The organism is Pseudomonas sp. GOM7 (genome assembly GCF_026723825.1).
Taxonomy (GTDB): domain Bacteria; phylum Pseudomonadota; class Gammaproteobacteria; order Pseudomonadales; family Pseudomonadaceae; genus Aquipseudomonas.
This window is the reverse complement of the sequence record NZ_CP113519.1, coordinates 5,080,032-5,099,911: the sequence shown is the minus strand read 5'-3', so window position 1 is coordinate 5,099,911 and position 19,880 is coordinate 5,080,032. Positions and strand designations below refer to the sequence as shown.

At 66.3% G+C, this 19,880-nt stretch carries 20 protein-coding genes; 8 read left to right on the top strand and 12 right to left on the bottom strand.

What is annotated here, in order from left to right:
• Positions 1-55: 55 nt before the first annotated feature.
• The 5 genes from OU800_RS22710 to OU800_RS22690 are packed head-to-tail and all read right to left on the bottom strand — an operon-like array spanning position 56 to position 3,996.
• Positions 56-655: an ABC-type transport auxiliary lipoprotein family protein gene (locus OU800_RS22710; protein ID WP_268179670.1), complete on the bottom strand. Its 600-nt coding sequence runs from the start codon at positions 653-655 to the stop codon at positions 56-58.
• Complete coding sequence (locus OU800_RS22705; protein WP_268179668.1) at positions 652-1,569, bottom strand: MlaD family protein; 918 nt, start codon at positions 1,567-1,569, stop codon at positions 652-654. The genes OU800_RS22710 and OU800_RS22705 overlap by 4 nt, the downstream gene beginning before the upstream one ends.
• Complete coding sequence (locus tag OU800_RS22700; RefSeq protein WP_268179666.1) at positions 1,570-2,355, bottom strand: ABC transporter ATP-binding protein; 786 nt, start codon at positions 2,353-2,355, stop codon at positions 1,570-1,572.
• Positions 2,352-3,473: an ABC transporter permease gene (locus OU800_RS22695; protein ID WP_268179665.1), complete on the bottom strand. Its 1,122-nt coding sequence runs from the start codon at positions 3,471-3,473 to the stop codon at positions 2,352-2,354. Before OU800_RS22695 ends, OU800_RS22700 begins: the two co-directional genes overlap by 4 nt.
• A gap of 46 nt (positions 3,474-3,519) precedes the next feature.
• The gene (locus OU800_RS22690; RefSeq protein ID WP_268179664.1) at positions 3,520-3,996 is read right to left on the bottom strand and encodes a hypothetical protein; all 477 of its coding nucleotides are present in this window, start codon (positions 3,994-3,996) and stop codon (positions 3,520-3,522) included.
• A 261-nt stretch (positions 3,997-4,257) separates the two neighbouring features.
• Here OU800_RS22690 and OU800_RS22685 point away from each other — a divergent pair, with 261 nt between their 5' ends.
• From OU800_RS22685 to OU800_RS22675, 3 genes are all read left to right on the top strand, one after another.
• Positions 4,258-4,425 carry a hypothetical protein gene (locus OU800_RS22685; protein WP_268179662.1) on the top strand — a complete coding sequence of 56 codons (168 nt, stop codon included), beginning with the start codon at positions 4,258-4,260 and terminating at the stop codon, positions 4,423-4,425.
• A 221-nt stretch (positions 4,426-4,646) separates the two neighbouring features.
• The gene (locus OU800_RS22680) at positions 4,647-5,567 is read left to right on the top strand and encodes an aldo/keto reductase (RefSeq protein WP_268179659.1); all 921 of its coding nucleotides are present in this window, start codon (positions 4,647-4,649) and stop codon (positions 5,565-5,567) included.
• 1 nt (position 5,568) lies between these two features.
• Positions 5,569-6,852 carry an NTP/NDP exchange transporter gene (locus OU800_RS22675; protein ID WP_268179657.1) on the top strand — a complete coding sequence of 428 codons (1,284 nt, stop codon included), beginning with the start codon at positions 5,569-5,571 and terminating at the stop codon, positions 6,850-6,852.
• Here the strand turns inward: OU800_RS22675 and OU800_RS22670 are convergent.
• Positions 6,849-7,757 (bottom strand): LysR family transcriptional regulator, encoded by a 909-nt coding sequence (locus OU800_RS22670; protein ID WP_268179654.1) that lies wholly within the window; start codon positions 7,755-7,757, stop codon positions 6,849-6,851. The two genes, OU800_RS22675 and OU800_RS22670, sit on opposite strands and share 4 nt — an antisense overlap.
• A gap of 97 nt (positions 7,758-7,854) precedes the next feature.
• Between OU800_RS22670 and OU800_RS22665 the strand changes: the two genes are divergently transcribed.
• The 4 genes from OU800_RS22665 to OU800_RS22650 all read left to right on the top strand — a co-directional run bounded on the left by OU800_RS22665 (position 7,855) and on the right by OU800_RS22650 (position 12,688).
• Positions 7,855-9,096: a 3-hydroxyacyl-CoA dehydrogenase gene (locus OU800_RS22665; protein WP_268179653.1), complete on the top strand. Its 1,242-nt coding sequence runs from the start codon at positions 7,855-7,857 to the stop codon at positions 9,094-9,096.
• On the top strand, positions 9,093-10,883 hold the full coding sequence (locus tag OU800_RS22660) for an acyl-CoA dehydrogenase C-terminal domain-containing protein (protein ID WP_268179651.1): 1,791 nt from the start codon (positions 9,093-9,095) through the stop codon (positions 10,881-10,883). Before OU800_RS22665 ends, OU800_RS22660 begins: the two co-directional genes overlap by 4 nt.
• 121 nt (positions 10,884-11,004) lie before the next feature.
• Entirely contained in the window at positions 11,005-12,168 is a 1,164-nt protein-coding gene (locus OU800_RS22655) for an iron-containing alcohol dehydrogenase (RefSeq protein ID WP_268179649.1), read from the top strand.
• Between the two features lie 82 nt (positions 12,169-12,250).
• Entirely contained in the window at positions 12,251-12,688 is a 438-nt protein-coding gene (locus OU800_RS22650; RefSeq protein ID WP_268179647.1) for an acyl-CoA thioesterase, read from the top strand.
• Between the two features lie 39 nt (positions 12,689-12,727).
• On the opposite strand, the gene OU800_RS22645 is transcribed toward OU800_RS22650, so the two are convergent.
• The 5 genes from OU800_RS22645 to OU800_RS22625 form a co-directional block, all read right to left on the bottom strand.
• Positions 12,728-13,165, bottom strand: coding sequence for a glycine zipper domain-containing protein (locus OU800_RS22645; protein WP_268179646.1), 438 nt, complete (start codon positions 13,163-13,165; stop codon positions 12,728-12,730).
• A 77-nt stretch (positions 13,166-13,242) separates the two neighbouring features.
• Complete coding sequence (locus OU800_RS22640; protein ID WP_268179645.1) at positions 13,243-15,573, bottom strand: FdhF/YdeP family oxidoreductase; 2,331 nt, start codon at positions 15,571-15,573, stop codon at positions 13,243-13,245.
• A complete protein-coding gene (gene fdhD / locus OU800_RS22635; protein ID WP_268179643.1) occupies positions 15,570-16,385 on the bottom strand; it encodes a formate dehydrogenase accessory sulfurtransferase FdhD in 816 nt (271 codons plus the stop codon). Before fdhD ends, OU800_RS22640 begins: the two co-directional genes overlap by 4 nt.
• Before the next feature lie 95 nt (positions 16,386-16,480).
• Positions 16,481-17,377 (bottom strand): LysR family transcriptional regulator, encoded by an 897-nt coding sequence (locus OU800_RS22630; protein WP_268179641.1) that lies wholly within the window; start codon positions 17,375-17,377, stop codon positions 16,481-16,483.
• 76 nt (positions 17,378-17,453) lie between these two features.
• Positions 17,454-17,933 carry an Lrp/AsnC family transcriptional regulator gene (locus tag OU800_RS22625; protein ID WP_268179639.1) on the bottom strand — a complete coding sequence of 160 codons (480 nt, stop codon included), beginning with the start codon at positions 17,931-17,933 and terminating at the stop codon, positions 17,454-17,456.
• Positions 17,934-18,069: 136 nt separating this feature from the next.
• On the opposite strand from OU800_RS22625, the gene OU800_RS22620 reads away from it, so the two are divergent.
• On the top strand, positions 18,070-19,110 hold the full coding sequence (locus tag OU800_RS22620; protein ID WP_268179637.1) for a zinc-dependent alcohol dehydrogenase family protein: 1,041 nt from the start codon (positions 18,070-18,072) through the stop codon (positions 19,108-19,110).
• 8 nt (positions 19,111-19,118) lie between these two features.
• Here the strand turns inward: OU800_RS22620 and yrfG are convergent, their stop codons facing one another.
• On the bottom strand, positions 19,119-19,775 hold the full coding sequence (gene yrfG / locus OU800_RS22615; protein WP_268179636.1) for a GMP/IMP nucleotidase: 657 nt from the start codon (positions 19,773-19,775) through the stop codon (positions 19,119-19,121).
• Positions 19,776-19,880 lie beyond the last annotated feature (105 nt).

The following is a 19,880-nucleotide window of genomic DNA, read 5'->3' as shown; positions in this document are numbered from 1 at the left end:
TGTAGGGTGCGCTGCGCGCACCAAGGATTGATGTGCTCGGTACGCACGGCGCACCCTACGGAGTAACGCGCTGCCCTTCGCTCACTGTCCAGTTCACCAGTTCCTGCGCCAGGCGGTCGCCGGCCTGGCCGAAGGCGACCACTACCGCAGCCACCGAGGTATCGCTCGCCGGCTGGCTGACGCTGAAGCGGCGGCTGGCGAGGATGCGCTGATCGCGCACGTCCACCAGGCGCACATCGAGCTGGATCAGCGCCTCGGGGCGGCCGTCGCGGTACTGACTATGAAAGCGGCGCAGATCGCTGACCAGTTCGAGATCCGCTTTCAGGTGCTGATCCTCGGTGCTCAGGGCGGCGATTCGGGCGTCGTCGTTGAAGGCGTCGAGCAGGCGCTGACGCAGCAGTTGCGGCGTGCGTTCGCTCCAGCGCGCGCCCTGGTAGGTGTTGATCTGGCCGGGCTCGGGCAGTACCACGATGCGTGTGCCGTCGAGTAGCTGGCCGCTGCTCGGGGTATTGATGCGTAGCGACCAGTCGACGGCGGGCGTCTGGCTTGGCAGCGGCGTGGCGGGCAGCAGGTAGGTGTCCAGCGGTTCGCTCTGCGGCAGCAGTGAGCAGGCACCGAGCAGGCTGGCCAGCAGCAGGAGGTAAAGACGCTTCATGGTTGGAACTCCTTGATGCTGTCGTTGCGCAGCAGGTAGCCGGCTGGATCCTGTTCCAGGCGCTGCGAGAAGCTGCGCAGCGCGCCAAGTGTGTCGCGCAGCTCGCCGATGGCCGGGCCGAGCTGGCCGAGGCCCTGCATGCCACTGTCCAGCGCCTGGCGGTTGCTGTCGAGCAGCTTCTCCAGAGTGCGGCTGCTGCGCTCCAGCGAGGCGGTCAGGCGTTCCGTGTTCTCCAGGGTCTGGCTGCCCTGGCCGGCGAGCAGATGGTTGGCTGTGCGCAGCAGTTCGCCGGCTTCCCGGGTGGCGCTGGCCACCTGCTGCAGTGCGCTGCTCAGTTCCTGGCGCTGCCCGGCCAGGCCGGCGGTGGCCTGTTCCAGATTGGCCAGGGTGCGGCTGACGTGCGCGGTGTTGTCGTCCGAGAGCAGGCGGTTGGCCTGATCCAGCAGGCGGGTGATGCCCAGCACCAGATCCTCGCCATTGGACATCAGCCGTGACAGCGGCGAAGGGTCGGCGATGATCACGCCGAGGTGGCCGTCTTCGCCCTTGAGCAGGGTGCTGCCGGTGGTGCCGCCGTAGAGCTGGATCACCGCCAGGCCGGTGATGCTGGTGATTGCCAGGCGGGCGTGGGTATCGCTCTTGATCGGGGTGTCGCCGCCGACGCGGATGCGCGCCCGGACGATGCTCGGATCCCTGGGATCCAGGCCGAGGGCGATGACGTCACCGATGCGGATGCCGTTGTACTGCACCGCGCTGCCCTTGGACAGGCCCGTCACGTCTTCGTGGAAGACCACCTCGTAATCGCTGAAGGCCTTGTCGGCTCCGACCTTGCCCAGCCACAGGGCGAACAGCAGGGCGGCGCCCACCGTGATCACGGTGAACAGGCCGATCAGCACGTGATGGGCTCTGGGTTCCATTCAATCGCTCCTGGCCGCGTTGGCGGCCTGTGCGGCTGCGCGTCCACGCGGGCCGTGAAAGTAATCCTGAATCCAGGCGTCGTCGCTGGCTGCCACCGCTTCCAGGCGGTCTGCGATCAGCACCTTCTTCTGCGCCAGCACCGCCACCCGGTCGCAGATGCTGTAGAGGGTGTCCAGGTCATGGGTGACCAGAAATACGCTCAGACCCAGGCTGTCGCACAGGGTGCGGATCAACTGATCGAAGGACGCCGCGCCGATGGGGTCGAGGCCGGCGGTGGGTTCGTCGAGAAACAGGATGTCCGGATCCAGCGCCAGGGCACGGGCCAGGGCGGCACGCTTGATCATGCCGCCGGACAGCGCGCTGGGATACTTGTCGCCGGCGCTCTGCGGCAGGCCGGCGAGGGCGATCTTGACCTGGGCCAGGCGCTCGGCGCTGGCCCGCGACAGCCCGGCATGCTCGATCAGCGGCAGGGCGATGTTCTCGGTGACGGTCAGCGAGGAGAACAGCGCACCGCGCTGGAACAGCACGCCGAAGCGTCGTTCCAGTTGCGAGCGCTGCGTGGTCGGCAGCGTGGACAATTGCTGGCCGAACACCCGCACGCTGCCCGAACTGGGCTGGCGCAGGCCGACGATGCTGCGCAGCAGCACCGACTTGCCGGTACCCGAGCCGCCGACCACGCCGAGGATCTCGCCACGGTACAGGTCGAGATCCAGATGCTGGTGCACCACCTGGCTGCCGAAGCGATTGCCCAGGTCGCGTACCTCGATGATGCTTTCCCGGCTCACCAGCCCATCTCCATGAGAAACAGCGCCGCCAGGGCGTCGAGCAGAATCACCACGAAGATCGACTGCACCACCGCCGAGGTGGTGTGCTCACCCACCGACTGCGCGCTGCCGCTGACCTTGAAGCCCTCCAGGCAACCGATCAGGGCGATCAGGAAGGCGAAGATCGGCGCCTTGAGGATGCCTACCAGGAAATGCTGCAGCTCGACGTTCTCCTGCAGGATCGACAGGTACATCACCGGCGGAATGTCCAAGGCCACCGCGCAGACCATACCGCCGCCGAGCAGGCCGCTGAGCATGGCGACGAAGGTGAGCATGGGCAGGGCGATGAGCATGGCCAGCAGGCGTGGCAGCACCAGCAACTCGATGGGGTCGAGGCCGAGGGTACGGATGGCGTCGATCTCCTCGTTGGCCTTCATCGAGCCGATCTGCGCGGTGAAGGCGCTGGCGGTACGGCCGGCGAGCAGGATGGCGGTGAGCAGCACGCCGAACTCACGCAGGAAGGAGAAGGCCACCAGGTTCACGGTGTAGATGCTGGCGCCGAAGTCGGCGAGGATGGTGGCGCCGAGAAAGGCCACCACCGCGCCGACCATGAAGGTCAACAGGGCGACGATGGGTACGGCATTGAGGCCGCATTGTTCCAGGTTGGCCAGCAGCGCCGTGACGCGCCAGCTTCGGGGCCGCAGCAGCGATGCCAGCAGGCTGCTCAGGGTCAGCCCGATGAAACCGAGCAGGGCGGTGGTCTGCTCCCACATCTCCTGCATTTCCACGCCGATATGCCCCAGCACTTCGCGCATGGCCGAGGGTTTGGCGTGCTCCACCGGCGGTTCTTCACCGGCCATGGCGTCGGCCACGGCCAGCAGCAGGGCGCGGCGCTGCTCGCTGAGTTCGGCCTGCAGGCTCAACTGGCGCAGGCGCTGGCTGCCGAACAGCTCCACCAGCAGCCCGGCGCCGGCGGTATCCAGTGCAGCCAGGGCGCTCAGGTCGACGGCTTCCTCGCCTCGCAGGCGTTCGCGCAGAGCCAGCACCTGCGGCTCGAGCAGGCCGTAGTGGGCCAGCGTCCAGTCGCCGCCCAGCCGCAGGCCGCTGGTCTGATGCGAAGTCAGGTAGGGAGTGGTCATCGCCACAGCTTAGCGCCGCACGGGCGCCTCAGGCCAGTTGCGCCGCTCATCCCGCGCTCTGTGCCTCTTCCTGGGCCAGTTGCTGAATATAGGCGGCAAAGTCCGGGTCTTCACCGCGCAACAGGTGCGGCAGGCGCTCGCGGAAATCCTCGCGGCGGCTCCATTCGCGCATGTAATCCTCCCAGGAATGCCAGCGGCGCTGGCGTTTCGCGTCCATCTTCGGCTCGTAGAGCAGCAGGTAGGCGCGCTCGAACAGCGAGACCAGCATGTCGAAGATCACCAGCATGCGCTCTTGCTGTTCCTCGCTGAGGTTGGCGGTGGCGTGCTGGCTGCGCAGGCGCAGGTCCGGATTGGCCAGCACCACTTCGAGAAAGTCGATGTAGGCATCGGACACCTGCTGCCAGGTGGCGTCTTCCTCGTTCTGCCTTTCCTTGCGCTGCTCGACGAGGAACACGGTGATGGCGAACGGCAGCGCCACCACGGTGACGATGTAGGACAGCAGTTCCCAGGTGGCCAGGCTCATGAAGGTGCTCGCAGGAGGTTCGTGGCTGACTCTAACCACAGCAGATGCGGGATGAAAGAGGCTGTGGCCAAGCCGGCATACCCCGGGGGACGGCGTTGGCGCAGCCATGGCGCGGGCCGGGCATGGCGAATTTCCTACAAGATTTTGTATGAACCGGGCGCTGGTGGGGCTGGCAGGAGGCCAGTACACTTGTGTGACCCATATCACGCATGCGGCTGCCCTGTGGGCGACACATGACCTGCCAGTGAAGGAACTACTGCCATGAAAGAGCAACGCCACCTGCCCGCGCTGCGTGCCCACATCGAACTGCTGCTGAGCAGGGGGTGGATCATTGCCAACCGCAGCCCGCTGACGCTGCAGAACGGTCATCGCTGCTACACGGTCGCTCACGGCATGTTGATCAGCGAACAGTCCGCCCGCGTCGCCTGAGCCATTTGCCCCGCTGCTGCGTCGCCCGCCTTGGCGCAGCAGGGTTTTTCGTAACCGCATATTGCGCGGTCTAGGCCGCATCCTGCCTCAACTCCCCCGCATGATGGGCCTCTAGCCCGCTTCGGACATTTCATTCTGATGACATCGCGCATCCCCTGCGCCTTGGTCTGATCCTCTTCTGTGCCTATAACCAATGGATTGCCTTCCAGAGGAGTCCCGTCATGGCCAGTCGTCGACAGATTCTCCAGGGTGGTGCCAGCCTGGCGGTATTGGCCGCCCTGACGCCCTGGTCGTTATCCGCCAGCTTCGCCGCCGGTACATTGCTCAGTCGGCCCATTCCCAGCAGTGGCGAGGCGTTGCCGGTGATCGGTCTGGGCACCTCGCGCACCCATGACGTGGCGCTGGACGACAAGGCCCTGAAACCGCTGCGCGAGGTGCTGCGTACCCTGGCCAACAGTGGCGCCAGCCTGGTGGATACCGCGCCCAGCTATGGCCGTGCCGAGGCCGTGTGCGGGGCGCTGGCGGCCGAGAACGGCCTGCGGCGCAAGCTGTTCCTGGCCAGCAAGGTGTCATCCACCGGGCGTGAGGCGGGACGGCGGCAGATCGAGGCCAGCTTTGCCGCCCTGCGCAGCGACACCATCGACCTGATGCAGGTGCACAACCTGCAGGACACCCGCACCCAGCTCGAGCTGCTGCGTCAGCTCAAGGAGCAGGGACGGGTGCGTTACATCGGTGTGACCCATTACCTGGATTCCGCCCATGAGCGCCTGCTCGAGGTATTGCGTGAGGAGCCGGTGGATTTCGTCCAGTTCAACTACTCCATCGGCGAGCGCAACGCTGAGCGCGAGCTGCTGCCCTACTGCGCCGACAAGGGCATCGCCGTGCTGATCAACCGCCCTTTCCAGCGCGCCGCGCTGTTCGAGCGCGTGCGCGGTAAAACGCTGCCCGATTGGGTCACGGTGGAGCTGGGCGCCACCTCCTGGGCGCAACTGATGCTCAAGTTCATCCTTGCCAACCCAGCCGTGACGGCGGTGATCCCGGCCACTTCCAACCCGCGCTACATGGCCGACAACCTGCAGGCCGGGCAGGGCCGCCTGCCCGACGCGGCGCAGCGCAAGCGCATCGTCGAGCTGTTCGCCTGAGATGCAGGTGCTCGGCCGGCGCCTGGCGCGGGCGATCAATGCCGAAGAGGGGGAGCTGGGCGCGGTGCTGGCCGCTTTCGCCCTGTTCTTCTGCCTGTTCGCCGGCTATTTCATGCTGCGCCCCATCCGCGAGGCGATGGGCATTGCCGGCGGGGTGAACAACCTGCAGTGGCTGTTCAGCGCCACCTTCGTCGTCATGCTGCTGGCGGTTCCGCTCCTGGCCTGGCTCAACTCGAACGTCCCGCGCCTGCATTTCATCGACTGGGTGTACGGCTTCTTCTGCCTCAACTTGCTGGCGTTCGTCCTGCTGTTTCGCCTCGACCATGAAAGCGTCTGGCTGGCACGGGTGTTCTACGTGTGGATCTCGGTCTACAACCTGTTCGTCGTCTCCGTGGCCTGGAGCCTGATGGCCGATGTGTTCGACGGGGCCCAGGCGCGCCGCCTGTTCGCCTTCATCGCCGCCGGTGCCAGTGTCGGCGGCTTGTGCGGGCCGCTGCTCAGCAGCGTGCTGGTCGGCAGCCTCGGCGAGTCGGGGCTGATGCTGCTGGCCGCCGTGCTCCTGGGCCTGGCCGTCGCGCTCAAGCGCTACCTGATGCGCTGGCGTGAACAGGCAGGTGCCGGCCGGCCGGGGGCCCCGTCCAGCGAAAACCCGTGCAGGCCGGTGCCGGGCAACCCTTTCAGCGGCTTCACGCGCATGCTGGGCTCGCGCTACCTGCTGGGTATCGCTGCGTTCATCCTGCTGCTCACCTCGGTCAGTACCTTTCTCTACTTCGAGCAGGCGCGCCTGGTTGCCGAGTTGTTCCCGCAGCGCGCGGTTCAGGTGCGGATCTTCGGCATCATCGACTTCATCGTGCAGGCAGGGGCTCTGGTGACGCAGGTGTTGATCACCGGCCGGGTGGCGCAGAGGCTCGGCGTACGCGTGCTGCTGTCCGCCGTGCCGGCGCTGGTCTGCCTGGGCTTCATCGGCCTGGCGCTGGCGCCGACCTTCGCCATGCTGGCGGGCCTGATGATCGTGCGGCGCATCGGCGAGTACGCCTTCGTGCGGCCAGGGCGGGAGATGCTCTTCGCGCCGCTGGATGCCGAGAGCAAGTACAAGGCGAAGAACTTCATCGACACGGTGGTCTATCGCGGCGGCGACGCCCTCAGCGGCTGGGCCAAGGCCGGGCTGGACATGCTCGGCCATGGCGCCTGGCTGGTGGCCATGGTCGGTGCGTTGTGCGCCGCCCTGTGGGGGGCGCTGGGCTGGTACCTGGGAGGGCGCGCGGATAGGCAGACCCGCGTTTAGGATGCGCCTGGTGCGGCCAGTGCGACGATTTCCTCGATCAGCCAGTGCAAGGCAGCGTCGCGCTGGCGTTGCGCCAGGCTGATCACCTCCAGGTGAAAGGGCTTGAGGAAGAACGGCAGGTCGTACAGGCGCAGCGGCAGCAGCGTGGCGAAATGCCGGGCCAGAGCGGTGGGCAGCACGGCGGTCAGCTCGCTGCCGGCGACGATGTGCGCCGCCTGCAGGTAGTTCGGCGTGGTGTAGAGAATCTGCCGCGCCAGGCCCTGCTCGCCCAGCCATTGGTCGACCATGCCGCGGGTCTGCCCGCCGTGCACCCAGAGATGGCGCAGACGCAGGAAGGTGGCCAGATCCGGTTGGCCCTGCAATAGCGGGTGGTCGTTGCGTGCCGCCAGTCTGAGAGTCTCGCTCATCCAGGGGCGGCGGGCGAAGCGCGCGGGTATCTCGTCGAAGCGGCCCAGCACCAGATCCAGTTCGCCCTTGTCCAGGGCCTCCTGCGGCAGGCCGGGGCCGAGGTGGTGGATATCGATGCCGATGTTCGGTGCGCGTCGGCTCAGGCGGTCGAGCAGGCGCGGCATGCATACCAGTTCGACGTAGTCGGTGACGGCGATGCGAAAGCGCTGGCGGCTTTCGCCCGGCTCGAAGGCCTCGCCGGCGCTCAGGCTCTGCTCCAGTTGGCGCAGGGCGCTGCGGATCGGCGCTTCCAGCGCCAGCGCCCGTGGCGTGGGCTGCATGCGCCGGCCGACGCGCACCAGCAACGGGTCACCGAGCAGCTCGCGCAGGCGATTCAGCGCGTTGCTCACCGCCGGCTGGCTCAGAGCCAGACGTTCGGCGGCGCGGGACACGTTCTGTTCGCGCAGCAGGGCATCGAGCACGCGCAGCAGGTTGAGGTCGAAATTGGCGAAATTCATCTACTGAATACGTCGTATCACAAGACTAAATTTCAAAAATAGTAGCCGCTTGCTTATGGTGACCCAAGCTTCTGGGCGCCTTTCGAGAGGAACAACAATGAACAACATCGTCTCGCCGCTTCGCTGTGCCGCCGTGATCGGCGCCGGCACCATGGGCCGCGGTATCGTCATCAGCCTGGCCAATGCCGGCCTGCGCGTGCTGTGGCTGGACAACAACCCACAGATGGTCGAGGCCGGCCTGGAGATGGCCGAGCAAACCTGGGCGCACAACGTCGCCAAGGGCCGTATCGACTCGGCCGAGGCCGCAGCGCGGCGCGCGCGCGTCGAGGCCGTGGACGGCTACGCGGCGCTGGCCGAGGCCGACCTGGTGATCGAGGCGGTGTACGAGAACCTCGAACTCAAGCAAAGCATCTTCCGTGAGCTGGACGCGGTGATGAAGCCCGGCGCCATCCTCGCCAGCAATACCTCGGCGCTGGATATCGACGCCATCGCCGCCGTCACCTCGCGGCCGGAATTCGTGCTGGGTCTGCACTTCTTCAGCCCGGCGCACATCATGAAACTGCTGGAAATCGTGCGCGGTGCCAGGACTGCGCCGGCCGTGCTCGAGGCCGCTCAGGAACTGGGCGCGCGCATGGGCAAGGTGGCGGTGGTGGCCGGCAACTGCCACGGTTTCATCGGCAATCGCATGCTGCACACCTACGTGCGCGAGGCGCGCATGCTGCTGCTCGAAGGCGCCTGGCCGCATCAGGTGGACGCTGCCTTGCAGGGCTTCGGCTTCGCCATGGGGCCGTTCCGCATGTACGACGTGGTCGGTATCGACCTGGAATGGCGTGCCCGCGAGCTGGCCGGCCAGGGCCAGGACGACCCAGCGGTGCAAGTGGACAACCGCCTCTGTGAGCTGGGCCGCTTCGGCCAGAAGAGCGGCAAGGGCTACTACCTCTACGCACCAGGCAGCCGCCAGGCCGAGCATGACCCCGAGGTGGACGCCCTGGTGCAGGCCGAGGCCGAGCGCCTGGGCTTCGCCCGTCGTGACATCGATAACGAGGAGATTCTCGAGCGCTGCCTGCTGGCGCTGGTCAACGAGGGGGCGAAGATTCTCGAAGAGAAGATCGCTGCCAATAGCCACGACATCGATCTGGTCTACCTCAATGGCTACGGCTTCCCTGCCGAGCGCGGCGGGCCGATGGCTTGGGCCGATGGCGAGGGCGTCGCGGCCATCCGTCAGCGCCTGTTGCACCTGGCCGAACGTTTCGGCGCACACTGGCAGCCGGCGGCGCTGATCGAGCGCCTGGCCAGCGACAACAAGCGTTTCAGTGACGTACAGGAGGGCCAGGTATGAGCTATCAGGCACCATTGCGCGATATGCGCTTCGTGTTGCACGAACTCTTCGATGCAGCGGAGCACTGCCAGCGCCTGGGCAACGGCCTGGATCGCGAGCTGATCGACGGCGTGCTGGAAGAAGCGGCGGCATTCGCCGCTGGCGAGATAGCCCCGCTCAATCGCAACAGCGACGAAGAGGGCTGCCACCTGGAGAACGGCCAGGTCAGCACGCCCAAGGGTTTCGCCGAGGCCTACCGGCAGTACGTGGATAACGGCTGGGCGAGCATGACCGGGCCGGTGGAATATGGCGGTCAGGGCTTCCCGCAACTGGTGGCCTTTGCCTTCCATGAGATGCTGATGGGCGCGTCGCTGTCTTTCCGCATCTACTCCGGGCTGACCGAGAGCGCCGTGCTGGCGTTGCACAAGCACGGCAGCGAAACGCTGAAGCAGCAATATCTGGACAAGCTGGTCAGCGGTCAGTGGACCGGCACCATGTGCCTGACCGAGCCGCAGGCCGGCACCGACCTGGCCCTGCTGCGCACCCGCGCCGAGCCACAGGCCGACGGCAGCTACCGGGTTACCGGCAACAAGATTTTCATCAGCGGCGGCGAGCAGGATCTGTCGGAGAACATCATCCACCTGGTGCTGGCACGCCTGCCGGATGCGCCGGCCGGGGTGAAGGGCATCAGCCTGCTGCTGGTGCCCAAGTTCCTGCCCACTGCCGAGGGTGCGCCGGGTGAACGCAACGCCCTGAGTTGCGGCGCCATCGAGCACAAGATGGGCATCAAGGGCGCCTCCACCTGCGTGATGAACTTCGACGGTGCCACGGGCTGGCTGGTGGGCGAGGCCAACCAGGGCCTGGCCTGCATGTTCACCATGATGAACGACGCGCGCTTTCAGGTCGGCCTGCAGGGTTTGGGCATAGGCGAGGCGGCCTTCCAGGGTGCGCTACGCTACGCCCGCGAGCGTTTGCAATCGCGTGGGCTGGCAGGGGTGCAGGCGCCGGACAAGGCGGCCGACCCGATCATCGTTCACCCTGACGTGCGGCGTATGCTGCTGACCCAGAAGACCCTGGTCGAAGGCTGCCGCATGCTGGCCGCTTATACCGCGCGCCAGCTCGACCTGGAGCACGGCGCCGACTTGCCCGAGGCACGCAAGGCGGCCGGCAAGCGCGCGGCGCTGCTGATTCCCATCGTCAAGGCGTTCTTCACCGACATGGGCCAGGAAGTGGCCAGCCATGCTGTGCAAGTTTATGGCGGCCACGGCTTCATTCGTGAGTGGGGCATGGAGCAACTGATGCGCGACAGCCGCATCACCCAGCTCTATGAAGGCACCAATGGCATCCAGGCACTGGACTATATCCGCCGCAAATTGCTGGCTGATGGTGGCGCCGAATTGAGTGCCCTGCAGGGCGAGTTCAGCGCACTGTGCGATGTCCAGGCCTCGCGCCCGGCGCTGAAGGAAATGGCGACCGTCGTGCAGGCCCGCCTGGGCGAATGGCGTGAACTGAGCAGTGACGTGATTGCCGCCTGCCAGCGCGATCCGCAGGAGATCGGTGCCATTTCGGTGGATTTTCTCCAGTACTCTGCCTATGTGCTGCTGGCCGGCTTCTGGCTGCAGGCTGCGGCGCGGGCGCAGGATGTGCTGGACGCGGGCAGCGGCGAGGCGGACTTTTACCAGGCCAAGCTGCACAGCGCCGAGTTCTACCTGCGCCGCATGCTGCCGCGCGCCAGCGCGCACCGCGAGGCGCTGTTGGGTGGAGCGGGGTGTCTGATGGCCATGGCCGAGGACAGCTTCGCCTTCTAACGTGGGTGATTGGTGCGCGCGGCGCACCCTACAGAAGTAGGGTGCGCTGTGCGCACCATCCGCCACCGATTGCACGATCAACCCCGGATTGCATCCGGGCTACAACAAGAGGAGCAATCCCATGCATCCCTTCAGCTTCGCCACCACCGCGCAGATGCTTTGCGAATCCGGCGCCAGCCTGCGCCTGGCCGAACTTTGCCGCGAGCGCGGCGCCCAGCGCGTGCTGATCGTCACCGACCCCGGCATCACCCGGCTGGGCCTGCTTGAACCACTGTTGCCGGGCTTCACCCGCGCTGGCATGGCCGTGCAGGTGTTTGACCAGGTGCTGGCCGACCCGCCCGAGGCCGTGGTGCTGACGGCCGTGGCACAGGCCCGGGAGATGCGGGCGGAGCTGGTGGTCGGCTTCGGTGGCGGCAGCTCGATGGACGTGGCCAAGCTGGTGGCGCTGCTGGCGCATCCCGACTGTGCTCAGGCGTTGGGTGATATCTATGGCGTCGGCAATGCCCGTGGCCGGCGCCTGCCGCTGATCCAGGTGCCGACCACCGCCGGTACCGGCTCCGAGGTGACGCCCATCGCCATCGTCACCACCGGCGAAACCACCAAGATGGGTGTGGTGTCGCCGCTGCTGCTGCCCGATCTGGCCCTGCTCGACGCCGACCTGACCCTCGGCCTGCCAGCGGCGGTCACTGCGGCCACCGGCATCGACGCCATGGTGCATGCCATCGAGGCCTACACCAGTGCACTGAAGAAGAACCCGCTTTCCGACCTGCTGGCGCGTGAGGCGCTGCGTCTGCTGGCGGCCAATCTCGATGAGGTGGTGCACAACGGCGGCAACCGCGAGGCGCGCCAGGCCATGCTGCTCGGCGCCTGCCTGGCCGGCCAGGCCTTCGCCAATGCGCCTGTGGCGGCGGTGCATGCCCTGGCCTATCCCCTGGGTGGCCACTTCCATATCCCTCATGGGTTGTCCAACGCCCTGGTGCTGCCGCAGGTGCTGGCCTTCAATGCGCCCGCCGCCGCGCCGCTGTATGCCGAGCTGGCGCCGTTGGTTTTGGGCGAACGCCTGCGTGCAGGCAGTGCGGTGGCGCAGACCGAGCAACTGATCGAGGCCCTGGCCGCTTTCAGCCAACGCAGCGGCCTGCCGACGCGCCTACGCGATGCCGGGGTGAGCGAGGCCATGTTGCCGACACTGGCGGCGGACGCCATGCTGCAGCAGCGCCTGCTGGTGAACAACCCGCGCGAGATGAACGAGCAGCAGGCGCTGGCCATTTACCAGGCTGCCTATTGACGCGAGATTGCCGCTGGTGCGCGCGGCGCACCCTACATGTCGGCGTGCGCCGCGCGCACCATGCCATCCAAAAGGACTCTCGATGAGCCAACCTCAACACCTGCGTGGCGACTACCGCCACTTCCAGCCGATCACCACGCGCTGGCACGACAACGACATCTATGGCCACGTCAACAACGTCACCTATTACAGCTACTTCGACAGCGCGGTGAATGCCTACCTGATCGCCGAAGGTGGGCTGGATATTCATGAAGGCGAGGTGGTGGGTTTCGTGGTCAGCTCGGCCTGCGACTACTTCGCTTCCATTGCCTTCCCCGAGGCCATCGAGGTCGGGCTGCGCGTTGGCAAGCTGGGTAACAGTTCGGTGCAGTACGAGTTGGCGATCTTCAAGGTCGGCGAGGAACAGGCCTGTGCCGCCGGGCGCTTCGTGCACGTATTCGTGGATCGTTCGAGCAACCGGCCGGTCAGTATGCCGGCGAGCCTGAGAGCGGCGTTGCAGCGTCTGCTGAGCGAGGGATAAACGCGGGCCGGCCTTGCGCGGTCGGCCCGCACTGACACATCAGCGACGATGCCAGTGTTTCTTGCCGTGGCGATGCTTCTTGCCGTGGTGGTGCTTGCCACGCCGATCGTCGTCGTAGCTGGCGTTGCCCATGTGGTTGCCCAGCGCCCCGCCGGCGCCGCCACCGACGGCGGCTCCGACCAGGCCGCCGGTATTGCCACCGACCTGCTGGCCGAGCACATTGCCGCCCGCCGCGCCCAGGCCGCCGCCAATGGCTGCTTCGGTGCGGCTGCGGCGATCCGCACCGACCATGCTGCCGGCTGCGCCGCCCAAGCCCGCACCCACCGCCGCGCCAGTATTGCCGCCGACCTGCTGGCCAACCATCGCGCCGACCACACCACCCAATGCGCCGCCCAGACCGGCCTCGGTATTGTCGGCGAAAGCGTAGCCGCCACTACCGATGCCCAGGGAAAGGAAGAAGAGTTGCAGTGACTTCATGAAAACCTCGTCAGGGAGCCGTGTTTCGGCGTCATGCCATTGACCTGCTGGCCCCGAGCGAGGTTCCGCGCCTCCCGTCAGCTCGCCGCCAGCAGGTTGCCCGTTTGCGCCGGCAGCAGGCGGATGGCGACGAACTTGCTGGTCGGGGTGTGGCTGCCGACCCCGTAGCTGTCCAGCGGCACCAGCGGGTTGGTTTCCGGGTAGTAGGCCGCAGCCTGGCCGGCGGGGATGTCAAAGGCCAGCAGGGTGAAGCCCTCCACCTTGCGCTCGATGCCGTCGTCCCAGAGTGACAGCATGTCCACCTTCTGCCCCGGGCTCAGGCCCAGGCGGCGGATATCGACCTCGTTGGCGAAGACCACGTTGCGCTGGCCGCGCACGCCGCGGTAACGGTCGTCGAGGCCATAGATGGTGGTGTTGTACTGGTCGTGCGAACGCAGGGTCTGCAGGATCAGATCCGGTTGCTGGCCGCTGTCACGGATGCGCGCGTGGATCAGGCTCTGCGGCAGCGCATGGGCCATGAACCGGGCGCGCCCGCTGCTGGTCTGCCAGGTGCGCGCGCCAGCCGAGTTGCCGAGGTAGAAGCCGCCGGGATGGGCGACGCGGCGGTTGAAGTCCTGAAAGCCTGGGATGGTGTCGGCGATCAGTTCGCGGATGCGGTCGTAGTCGACGATCAGCGCCTCCCAGTCCACCGGGTGGTTGCCCAGGGTGGCCTTGGCGATACCGGCGACGATGGCCGGCTCCGAGCGCATGTCGCTGCCGGCCAGCGGCTCCAGTTGGCCGTAGGAGGCGTGGATCATGCTGAACGAGTCCTCCACCGTCACCGCCTGCGGGCCGCTGGCCTGGCGGTCGATGTCGGTACGCCCCAGGCAGGGCAGGATCAGCGCGTCGTGACCGACGGTGAGGTGGCTGCGGTTGAGCTTGGTGCTGATCTGCACGGTCAACGCGCAGTTCATCAGGGCCTGATGGGTGCGCGGGCTGTCCGGGGTGGCCTGGGCGAAGTTGCCGCCGAGGCCGATGAACACCTTGGCCTGGCCCGTGAGCATGGCGTTGATCGCCTCCACCGTGTTGTGGCCGTCGTGGCGTGGCACGCTGAAGCCGAAGCGCTTTTCCAGGGCATCGAGCAATGCTGCCGGCGGGCGTTCGTTGATGCCCATGGTGCGGTCACCCTGCACGTTGCTGTGGCCGCGCACTGGGCACAGGCCGGCACCGGGGCGGCCGATCTGGCCGCGCAGCAATTGCAGATTGACGATTTCCTGGATGGTCGGCACCGAATGGTGATGCTGGGTCAGGCCCATGGCCCAGCAGATGATCACCCGCTCGGCGCGGCGGTACATGCGCGCGGCCTGCTCGATCTCGGCCAGAGGCAGCCCGGATTGCTGCTCGATATGCTGCCAGTCGGTGGCGTCCACCGTCTCCAGATAGGCCTGCAGGCCATCGGTGTGTTCGGCGATGAAGGCGTGGTCGAACACGGGCGGCTCGCCCTTGGCTTGCGCCTCGCGTTCCCATTGCAGGAGGAACTTGGCGATGCCGCGCACGGCGGCCATATCGCCGCCCAGGGCCGGGCGGAAGAACGCGGTGTTGAGCGGTTCGGAGCCGTTGGTGAGCATCTCCAGGGCATGCTGCGGGTGCTGGAAACGTTCCAGACCGCGCTCCTTGAGCGGGTTGAAGCAGACCACCTGGGCGCCGCGCTTGACCGCCTCGCGCAGCGGTTCGAGCATGCGCGGGTGATTGGTGCCGGGGTTCTGGCCGAACACGAAGATGGCGTCGGCATGCTCGAAGTCGGCGAAGGTGACGGTGCCCTTGCCGACTCCGATGCTTTCGATCAGCGCCACGCCACTGGCCTCGTGGCACATGTTCGAGCAGTCGGGGAAGTTGTTGCTGCCGTAGGCGCGGACGAACAACTGATAGAGGTACGCCGCCTCGTTGCTGGCGCGACCGGAGGTGTAGAACTCGGCCTGATCCGGGCTCGGCAGCGCCTTGAGGTGCTCGGCGATCAGGGCGAAGGCCTCGTCCCAGGAGGTCTGCACGTAGCGGTCGGTGCTGGCGTCGTAGCGCATCGGGTGCGTCAGACGACCCTGGTATTCGAGCCAGTAGTCGCTCTGCTCGCGCAGTTGGCTGACCGTGTAACGGGCGAAGAAGCTGGCGTCCACGCGGCGCTTGGTGGCTTCCCAGTTGACCGCCTTGGCGCCGTTCTCGCAGAACTTGATGCGGCCGTCCTCGGGCGAATCGCCCCAGGCGCAGCCGGGGCAGTCGAAGCCGCCATTCTGGTTGGTCTTGAGCAGGGCGCGCAGGTTCTTGAACGGCTGCTTGCTGTCCAGCCAGAAGCGGGTGACGCTCTTCAGCGCACCCCAGCCGGCGGCGGGGCCGCTGTAGGGTTTGTAACGCGGGTCGACGGGTTGCAGGCTCATGCGGATTCTTCAGGAACGGGCGCCGGGCTGTAGACCCGTGGCGTACTGTGATGGGGAAGATGGATCAGGTTGAGGCGATGGCGGCGTGCCCACTCGACGGTCAGGGCGGTGGGCGCCGACAGGCTGACGAGAGTGCCGAGGCCGGCGCGCACGGCCTTGTGCAGCAGCTCCAGACTGCAGCGGCTGGTGACCAGGGCGAAGCCGGTGGCAGTGTCGATACGCTGGCGGGCCAGGGCGCCGATCAGTTTGTCCAGGGCGTTGTGGCGGCCGATGTCCTCGCGGCACAGGCGGATCTCGCCTTGCCCATCGATGAACAGGGCGGCATGCAGGGCGCCGCTGTTGCGGGCCAGTTGCTGCTGTTCGCCAATGCGTTCACGCAGGCCCTGCAGGTGCGCCAGAGGGGGCAGCGGCGCTCCGGGCAGTGCCTGCAGCTTAGGCAGTGCCTGTTCCAGAGCATCCACACCGCACAGGCCGCAACCGCTGCTGCCGGCCATTTGCCGGCGCTGTTGCTTGATCGCCCAGAAGCAGCGGCTGCTGACTTCCAGACGCGCCTCGCGGCTCTCGGCGAGGCCGCGGATGCTGATGTCATAGATATCATCGATAGAGCTGATCAAGCCATTGCCGAGGCTGAAACCTATTGCAAAATCTTCCAGGTGATGGGGCGAAACCATCATCACCGCCTGGTTCAGATCGTTGTAGCTGATGGCCAGGGCGCATTCTTCGGCCAGTGCGGCCTGATGGGCCTGGCGAGAGCCCAGTTCGGCGTAGCTGTAGGCGCTGGAAGCGGCTGGGGAGGCTTTGCGCTGGGGCATCGTTGACTCCCTGAGACAATTTGACTCAGCTAGCCTAAGCCGTTGCTCGGCGGTCGTCTAATCGTATGATTCGATATCCTGATCGACAGGGTCTATCAATCTGCCGAATGACGCGCCAGCCACTGTTCCGCGGCCTCGAAGCAGGCCTGCGCCAGCGGCGAATCGGGAGCGCCACGACGCCGGATCAGGCCCATGGGGGCAAGGGTGTGCGCGTCTTCGATGGGCAGCAGGCGCAGGTGCGGAGCGGCCGGCCAGTCGCCGGTCTGTAGTGGCATGATGCTGCAGCACAAGCCGGCACTGACAGCACGGGTCAACTGATGCACGGCGTCGGTTTGCAGGCGCACTCGGGGGCTCAGCCCGCGCGCACGGAAGCTGTGATCGATGGACTGGCGAAAGTGCATGCCGCTGGAAAGCAGGCCCAGTGGCACGGCTGCCAGCTCGTCCCAGCGCAGGCTGTTGCTGGCGAAGGGGAAGTGCTGGGGTGAGAACAGCAGCCCCATGCGCGCTTCGGCCAGTTCCAGGCAGGCGAAGTGTTGGCGATCCAGACGGTCGAGGTAGGACAGGCCTAGATCGAGCTGGTTGCGCCCCAGGCCCTCGATGATCCGTTCGCTGCTCAGGGCGTGCAACTGGAAGTTCAGGCTGGGATGCTGCTCGGCGAACAGGCTGACCAGGTGCATCGGGTCGAAGCTGGCCAGTGGTACCACGCCCAGGCGCAGGGTGCCCACCAGGTGCCCACGGCAGGCGGCGGCCTCGGCGTACAGGCCATCCTCGGCAGCGAGCAGGCTGCGGGCCCAGGCGAGGATACGCTCGCCCTCGGCACTGAAACCCTCGAAGCGCTGGCCACGCCGTACCAGCTCCAGGCCCAGCTCTTCTTCCAGTTGGCGCAGGCGCATGGACAGGGTCGGTTGGGTCACGTGGCAACGCGCCGCGGCCTGGCCGAAGTGGCGGGTTTCGTCGAGGGCGACGAGAAATTTCAGTTGCTTGATATCCATGGGCACTCCTGGTCTGCCCGGATTCTAGTGGGCGAGTGGTAACCGATTACAGCTCGGTGGCAAGCATGCTGCTGGCTCAGTCGAGCCCGCCATAGGAAAGCGGCAGGCGGCTGGATGATTTCAGTTCGCGCAGCGAGAGGTTGGAGCGAATGGCCGAGACACCCGGGAGCTTTCTCAGCACCTGCTCGACGAACAGGCTGTAGTCGTCCAGGTCCCTGGCCACCACCTGCAGGAGGAAGTCGGCTTCGCCCGTTGTGTTGTGACAGGCCAGGACATTGGCCGAAGTGGCGATGATGGCCTCGAAGGCACGGGTGGTGGCTTCGTCATGCTCGGTGCAGGTGAGCTGGACGAAGGCCATGACGCCCAGGCCCAGCTTGCGGCGATTGAGATTGGCCTGGTAGCCCTCGATGACTCCTTCTTCTTCCAGGCGCCTGAGGCGTCGCCAGCAAGGGGTCTCGCTGATCGAGAGCGCCGTGGCGAGCCTGGCGTTGCTCAGGCGGCCATCGCGCTGCAAGCGTTCGAGAATGCCGATATCCACCCTGTCCAAGATGATCATGGCGAGAGTCTGCTCTGTTTGATGTCAATGCTGAAAGATTCTTGCCATTCTGGCAGATGGCCAGGCGCAAATGGAAAGGTAATTTCTGGCTCTCGCTCTAGCATGGAGCCATCGACGCAACGCGAGGCTCAGCAACATGAAAGCGGTGGTTTACGAGCGTTTTTCCGCTCCTCCCAGGGTGATGACGGTGGCCGACCCGACACCGGTGGCCGATGGTGTGGTGATCAAGGTCATGGCCACGGGCGTGTGTCGCAGCGACTGGCATGGCTGGATGGGGCACGACCCCGATATCCAGTTGCCGCATGTTCCGGGGCATGAATTCGCCGGAATCGTGGCAGCGGTTGGCCGTGACGTGCGCCGCTTCAAGGTGGGCGACCGGGTGACGGTGCCCTTCGTCAGCGGCTGCGGCCATTGCGGGCAATGTCATAGCGGCAATCATCAGGTATGCGATCATCAGTTCCAGCCGGGGTTTACCCACTGGGGCTCGTTCGCCGAGTACGTCGGCATTCAGCATGCCGATCTCAACCTGGTGCCCTTGCCTGAATCGCTCGACTTCGCCACGGCGGCCAGCCTGGGCTGTCGCTTCGTTACCTCGTTCCGTGCCGTGGTCGATCAGGGCCGGGTAAGCGCCGGGCAATGGGTGGCGGTGCATGGTTGTGGTGGCGTCGGGCTGTCGGCGGTGATGATCGCCAATGCCATCGGCGCCAATGTGGTGGCCATCGACATCGCCGAGGATAAGCTGGCCCTGGCCCGCTCGCTGGGGGCGGTGGCCACCCTCGATGCCAGCCGCTGCGACGACGTCGCCGCTGCTGTCGCCGAGCTGTCCGGTGGCGGCGCGCATGTTTCGCTGGACGCCCTGGGCCATCCGCTTACCTGCGTCAACTCGATCAGGAGCCTGCGCAAGCGCGGCAAGCATATTCAGGTCGGCCTGATGCTGGCCGATCACGCCAATCCGAGCGTGCCGATGGACAGGGTCATCGCTCACGAGCTGGAGATCATCGGCAGCCATGGCATGCAGGCGCATCGTTACGACGCCATGCTGGCAATGATGCGCTCCGGCAAGCTGGCACCGGAAAGGCTGATCGGCCAGACCATCAGCCTGGAACAGTCGGTGGCGGCGCTGATGGCCATGGAGCGTTCGAGTGTGGCCGGGGTCACCGTGGTCACCGAGTTCTAGCAGGCTGCTCAGGGCAGCAGTGCGCGGTAATCCTCCACCGCCGCGAACTCCTCGGTGTCCTTCGGCCCGGCCTGGCTGTCCGGCTGGCGCACGGCGAGCAGATGGGCGACGCCGAAGCGACCGGCGCTGCGCAGGATCGGCAGGCTGTCGTCGATGAACAGGCTGCGCGCCGGGTCGAAGCCGACGTCCTGGCGCAGGGCGAACCAGAACTGCTGATCTTCCTTGGGGAAACCGTAGTCGTGGGAGCTGATCAGGCGCTCGAACCAGGGCGCCAGTTCCACCCGCTCCAGCTTCAGCGACAGCGAGTCGCGGTGCGCGTTGGTGATCAGCACCACCCGCTTGCCGGCTTCGCGCAGGGCGCGCAGAAACGCCTCGGCATCCGGGCGCGGGGCGATCAGGTGGGCCACCTCGCGCTTGAGTTCGCGGATCGAAAGGTTCAGCTCGCGACTCCAGAAGTCCGTGCAGTACCAGTTCAGCGTGCCGGCATGTTCACGAAACAGCGGCAGCAGCTCGGCCTCGGCCAGCGCCAGGCTGATGCCATGGTGCTCGGCGTAACGCTGGGGCAGGTGCGTGAGCCAGAAGTGATTGTCGAAGTGCAGGTCGAGCAGGGTGCCGTCCATGTCCAGCAGGACGGTGTCGATCTGGTGCCAGGGCAGATGGGGCATAGGCGCGCCTGATGAGTAGAGGTCGTGAATCTGCCGGCCAGCGTCGCGAACGCGCAATCTGCGCCGGGGATAATCGTCAAAGCCGCTGTATGATAACCGACCAGG

Bases quoted from the DNA above. Each gene is read 5' to 3' on its own strand.
- OU800_RS22710 (WP_268179670.1), bottom strand. From the start codon at position 655: ATGAAGCGTCTTTACCTCCTGCTGCTGGCCAGCCTGCTCGGTGCCTGC.
- OU800_RS22705 (WP_268179668.1), bottom strand. From the start codon at position 1,569: ATGGAACCCAGAGCCCATCACGTGCTGATCGGCCTGTTCACCGTGATC.
- OU800_RS22695 (WP_268179665.1), bottom strand. From the start codon at position 3,473: ATGACCACTCCCTACCTGACTTCGCATCAGACCAGCGGCCTGCGGCTG.
- OU800_RS22690 (WP_268179664.1), bottom strand. From the start codon at position 3,996: ATGAGCCTGGCCACCTGGGAACTGCTGTCCTACATCGTCACCGTGGTG.
- OU800_RS22685 (WP_268179662.1), top strand. From the start codon at position 4,258: ATGAAAGAGCAACGCCACCTGCCCGCGCTGCGTGCCCACATCGAACTG.
- OU800_RS22680 (WP_268179659.1), top strand. From the start codon at position 4,647: ATGGCCAGTCGTCGACAGATTCTCCAGGGTGGTGCCAGCCTGGCGGTA.
- OU800_RS22675 (WP_268179657.1), top strand. From the start codon at position 5,569: ATGCAGGTGCTCGGCCGGCGCCTGGCGCGGGCGATCAATGCCGAAGAG.
- OU800_RS22670 (WP_268179654.1), bottom strand. From the start codon at position 7,757: ATGAATTTCGCCAATTTCGACCTCAACCTGCTGCGCGTGCTCGATGCC.
- OU800_RS22665 (WP_268179653.1), top strand. From the start codon at position 7,855: ATGAACAACATCGTCTCGCCGCTTCGCTGTGCCGCCGTGATCGGCGCC.
- OU800_RS22660 (WP_268179651.1), top strand. From the start codon at position 9,093: ATGAGCTATCAGGCACCATTGCGCGATATGCGCTTCGTGTTGCACGAA.
- OU800_RS22655 (WP_268179649.1), top strand. From the start codon at position 11,005: ATGCATCCCTTCAGCTTCGCCACCACCGCGCAGATGCTTTGCGAATCC.
- OU800_RS22650 (WP_268179647.1), top strand. From the start codon at position 12,251: ATGAGCCAACCTCAACACCTGCGTGGCGACTACCGCCACTTCCAGCCG.
- OU800_RS22645 (WP_268179646.1), bottom strand. From the start codon at position 13,165: ATGAAGTCACTGCAACTCTTCTTCCTTTCCCTGGGCATCGGTAGTGGC.
- OU800_RS22640 (WP_268179645.1), bottom strand. From the start codon at position 15,573: ATGAGCCTGCAACCCGTCGACCCGCGTTACAAACCCTACAGCGGCCCC.
- fdhD (WP_268179643.1), bottom strand. From the start codon at position 16,385: ATGCCCCAGCGCAAAGCCTCCCCAGCCGCTTCCAGCGCCTACAGCTAC.
- OU800_RS22630 (WP_268179641.1), bottom strand. From the start codon at position 17,377: ATGGATATCAAGCAACTGAAATTTCTCGTCGCCCTCGACGAAACCCGC.
- OU800_RS22625 (WP_268179639.1), bottom strand. From the start codon at position 17,933: ATGATCATCTTGGACAGGGTGGATATCGGCATTCTCGAACGCTTGCAG.
- OU800_RS22620 (WP_268179637.1), top strand. From the start codon at position 18,070: ATGAAAGCGGTGGTTTACGAGCGTTTTTCCGCTCCTCCCAGGGTGATG.
- yrfG (WP_268179636.1), bottom strand. From the start codon at position 19,775: ATGCCCCATCTGCCCTGGCACCAGATCGACACCGTCCTGCTGGACATG.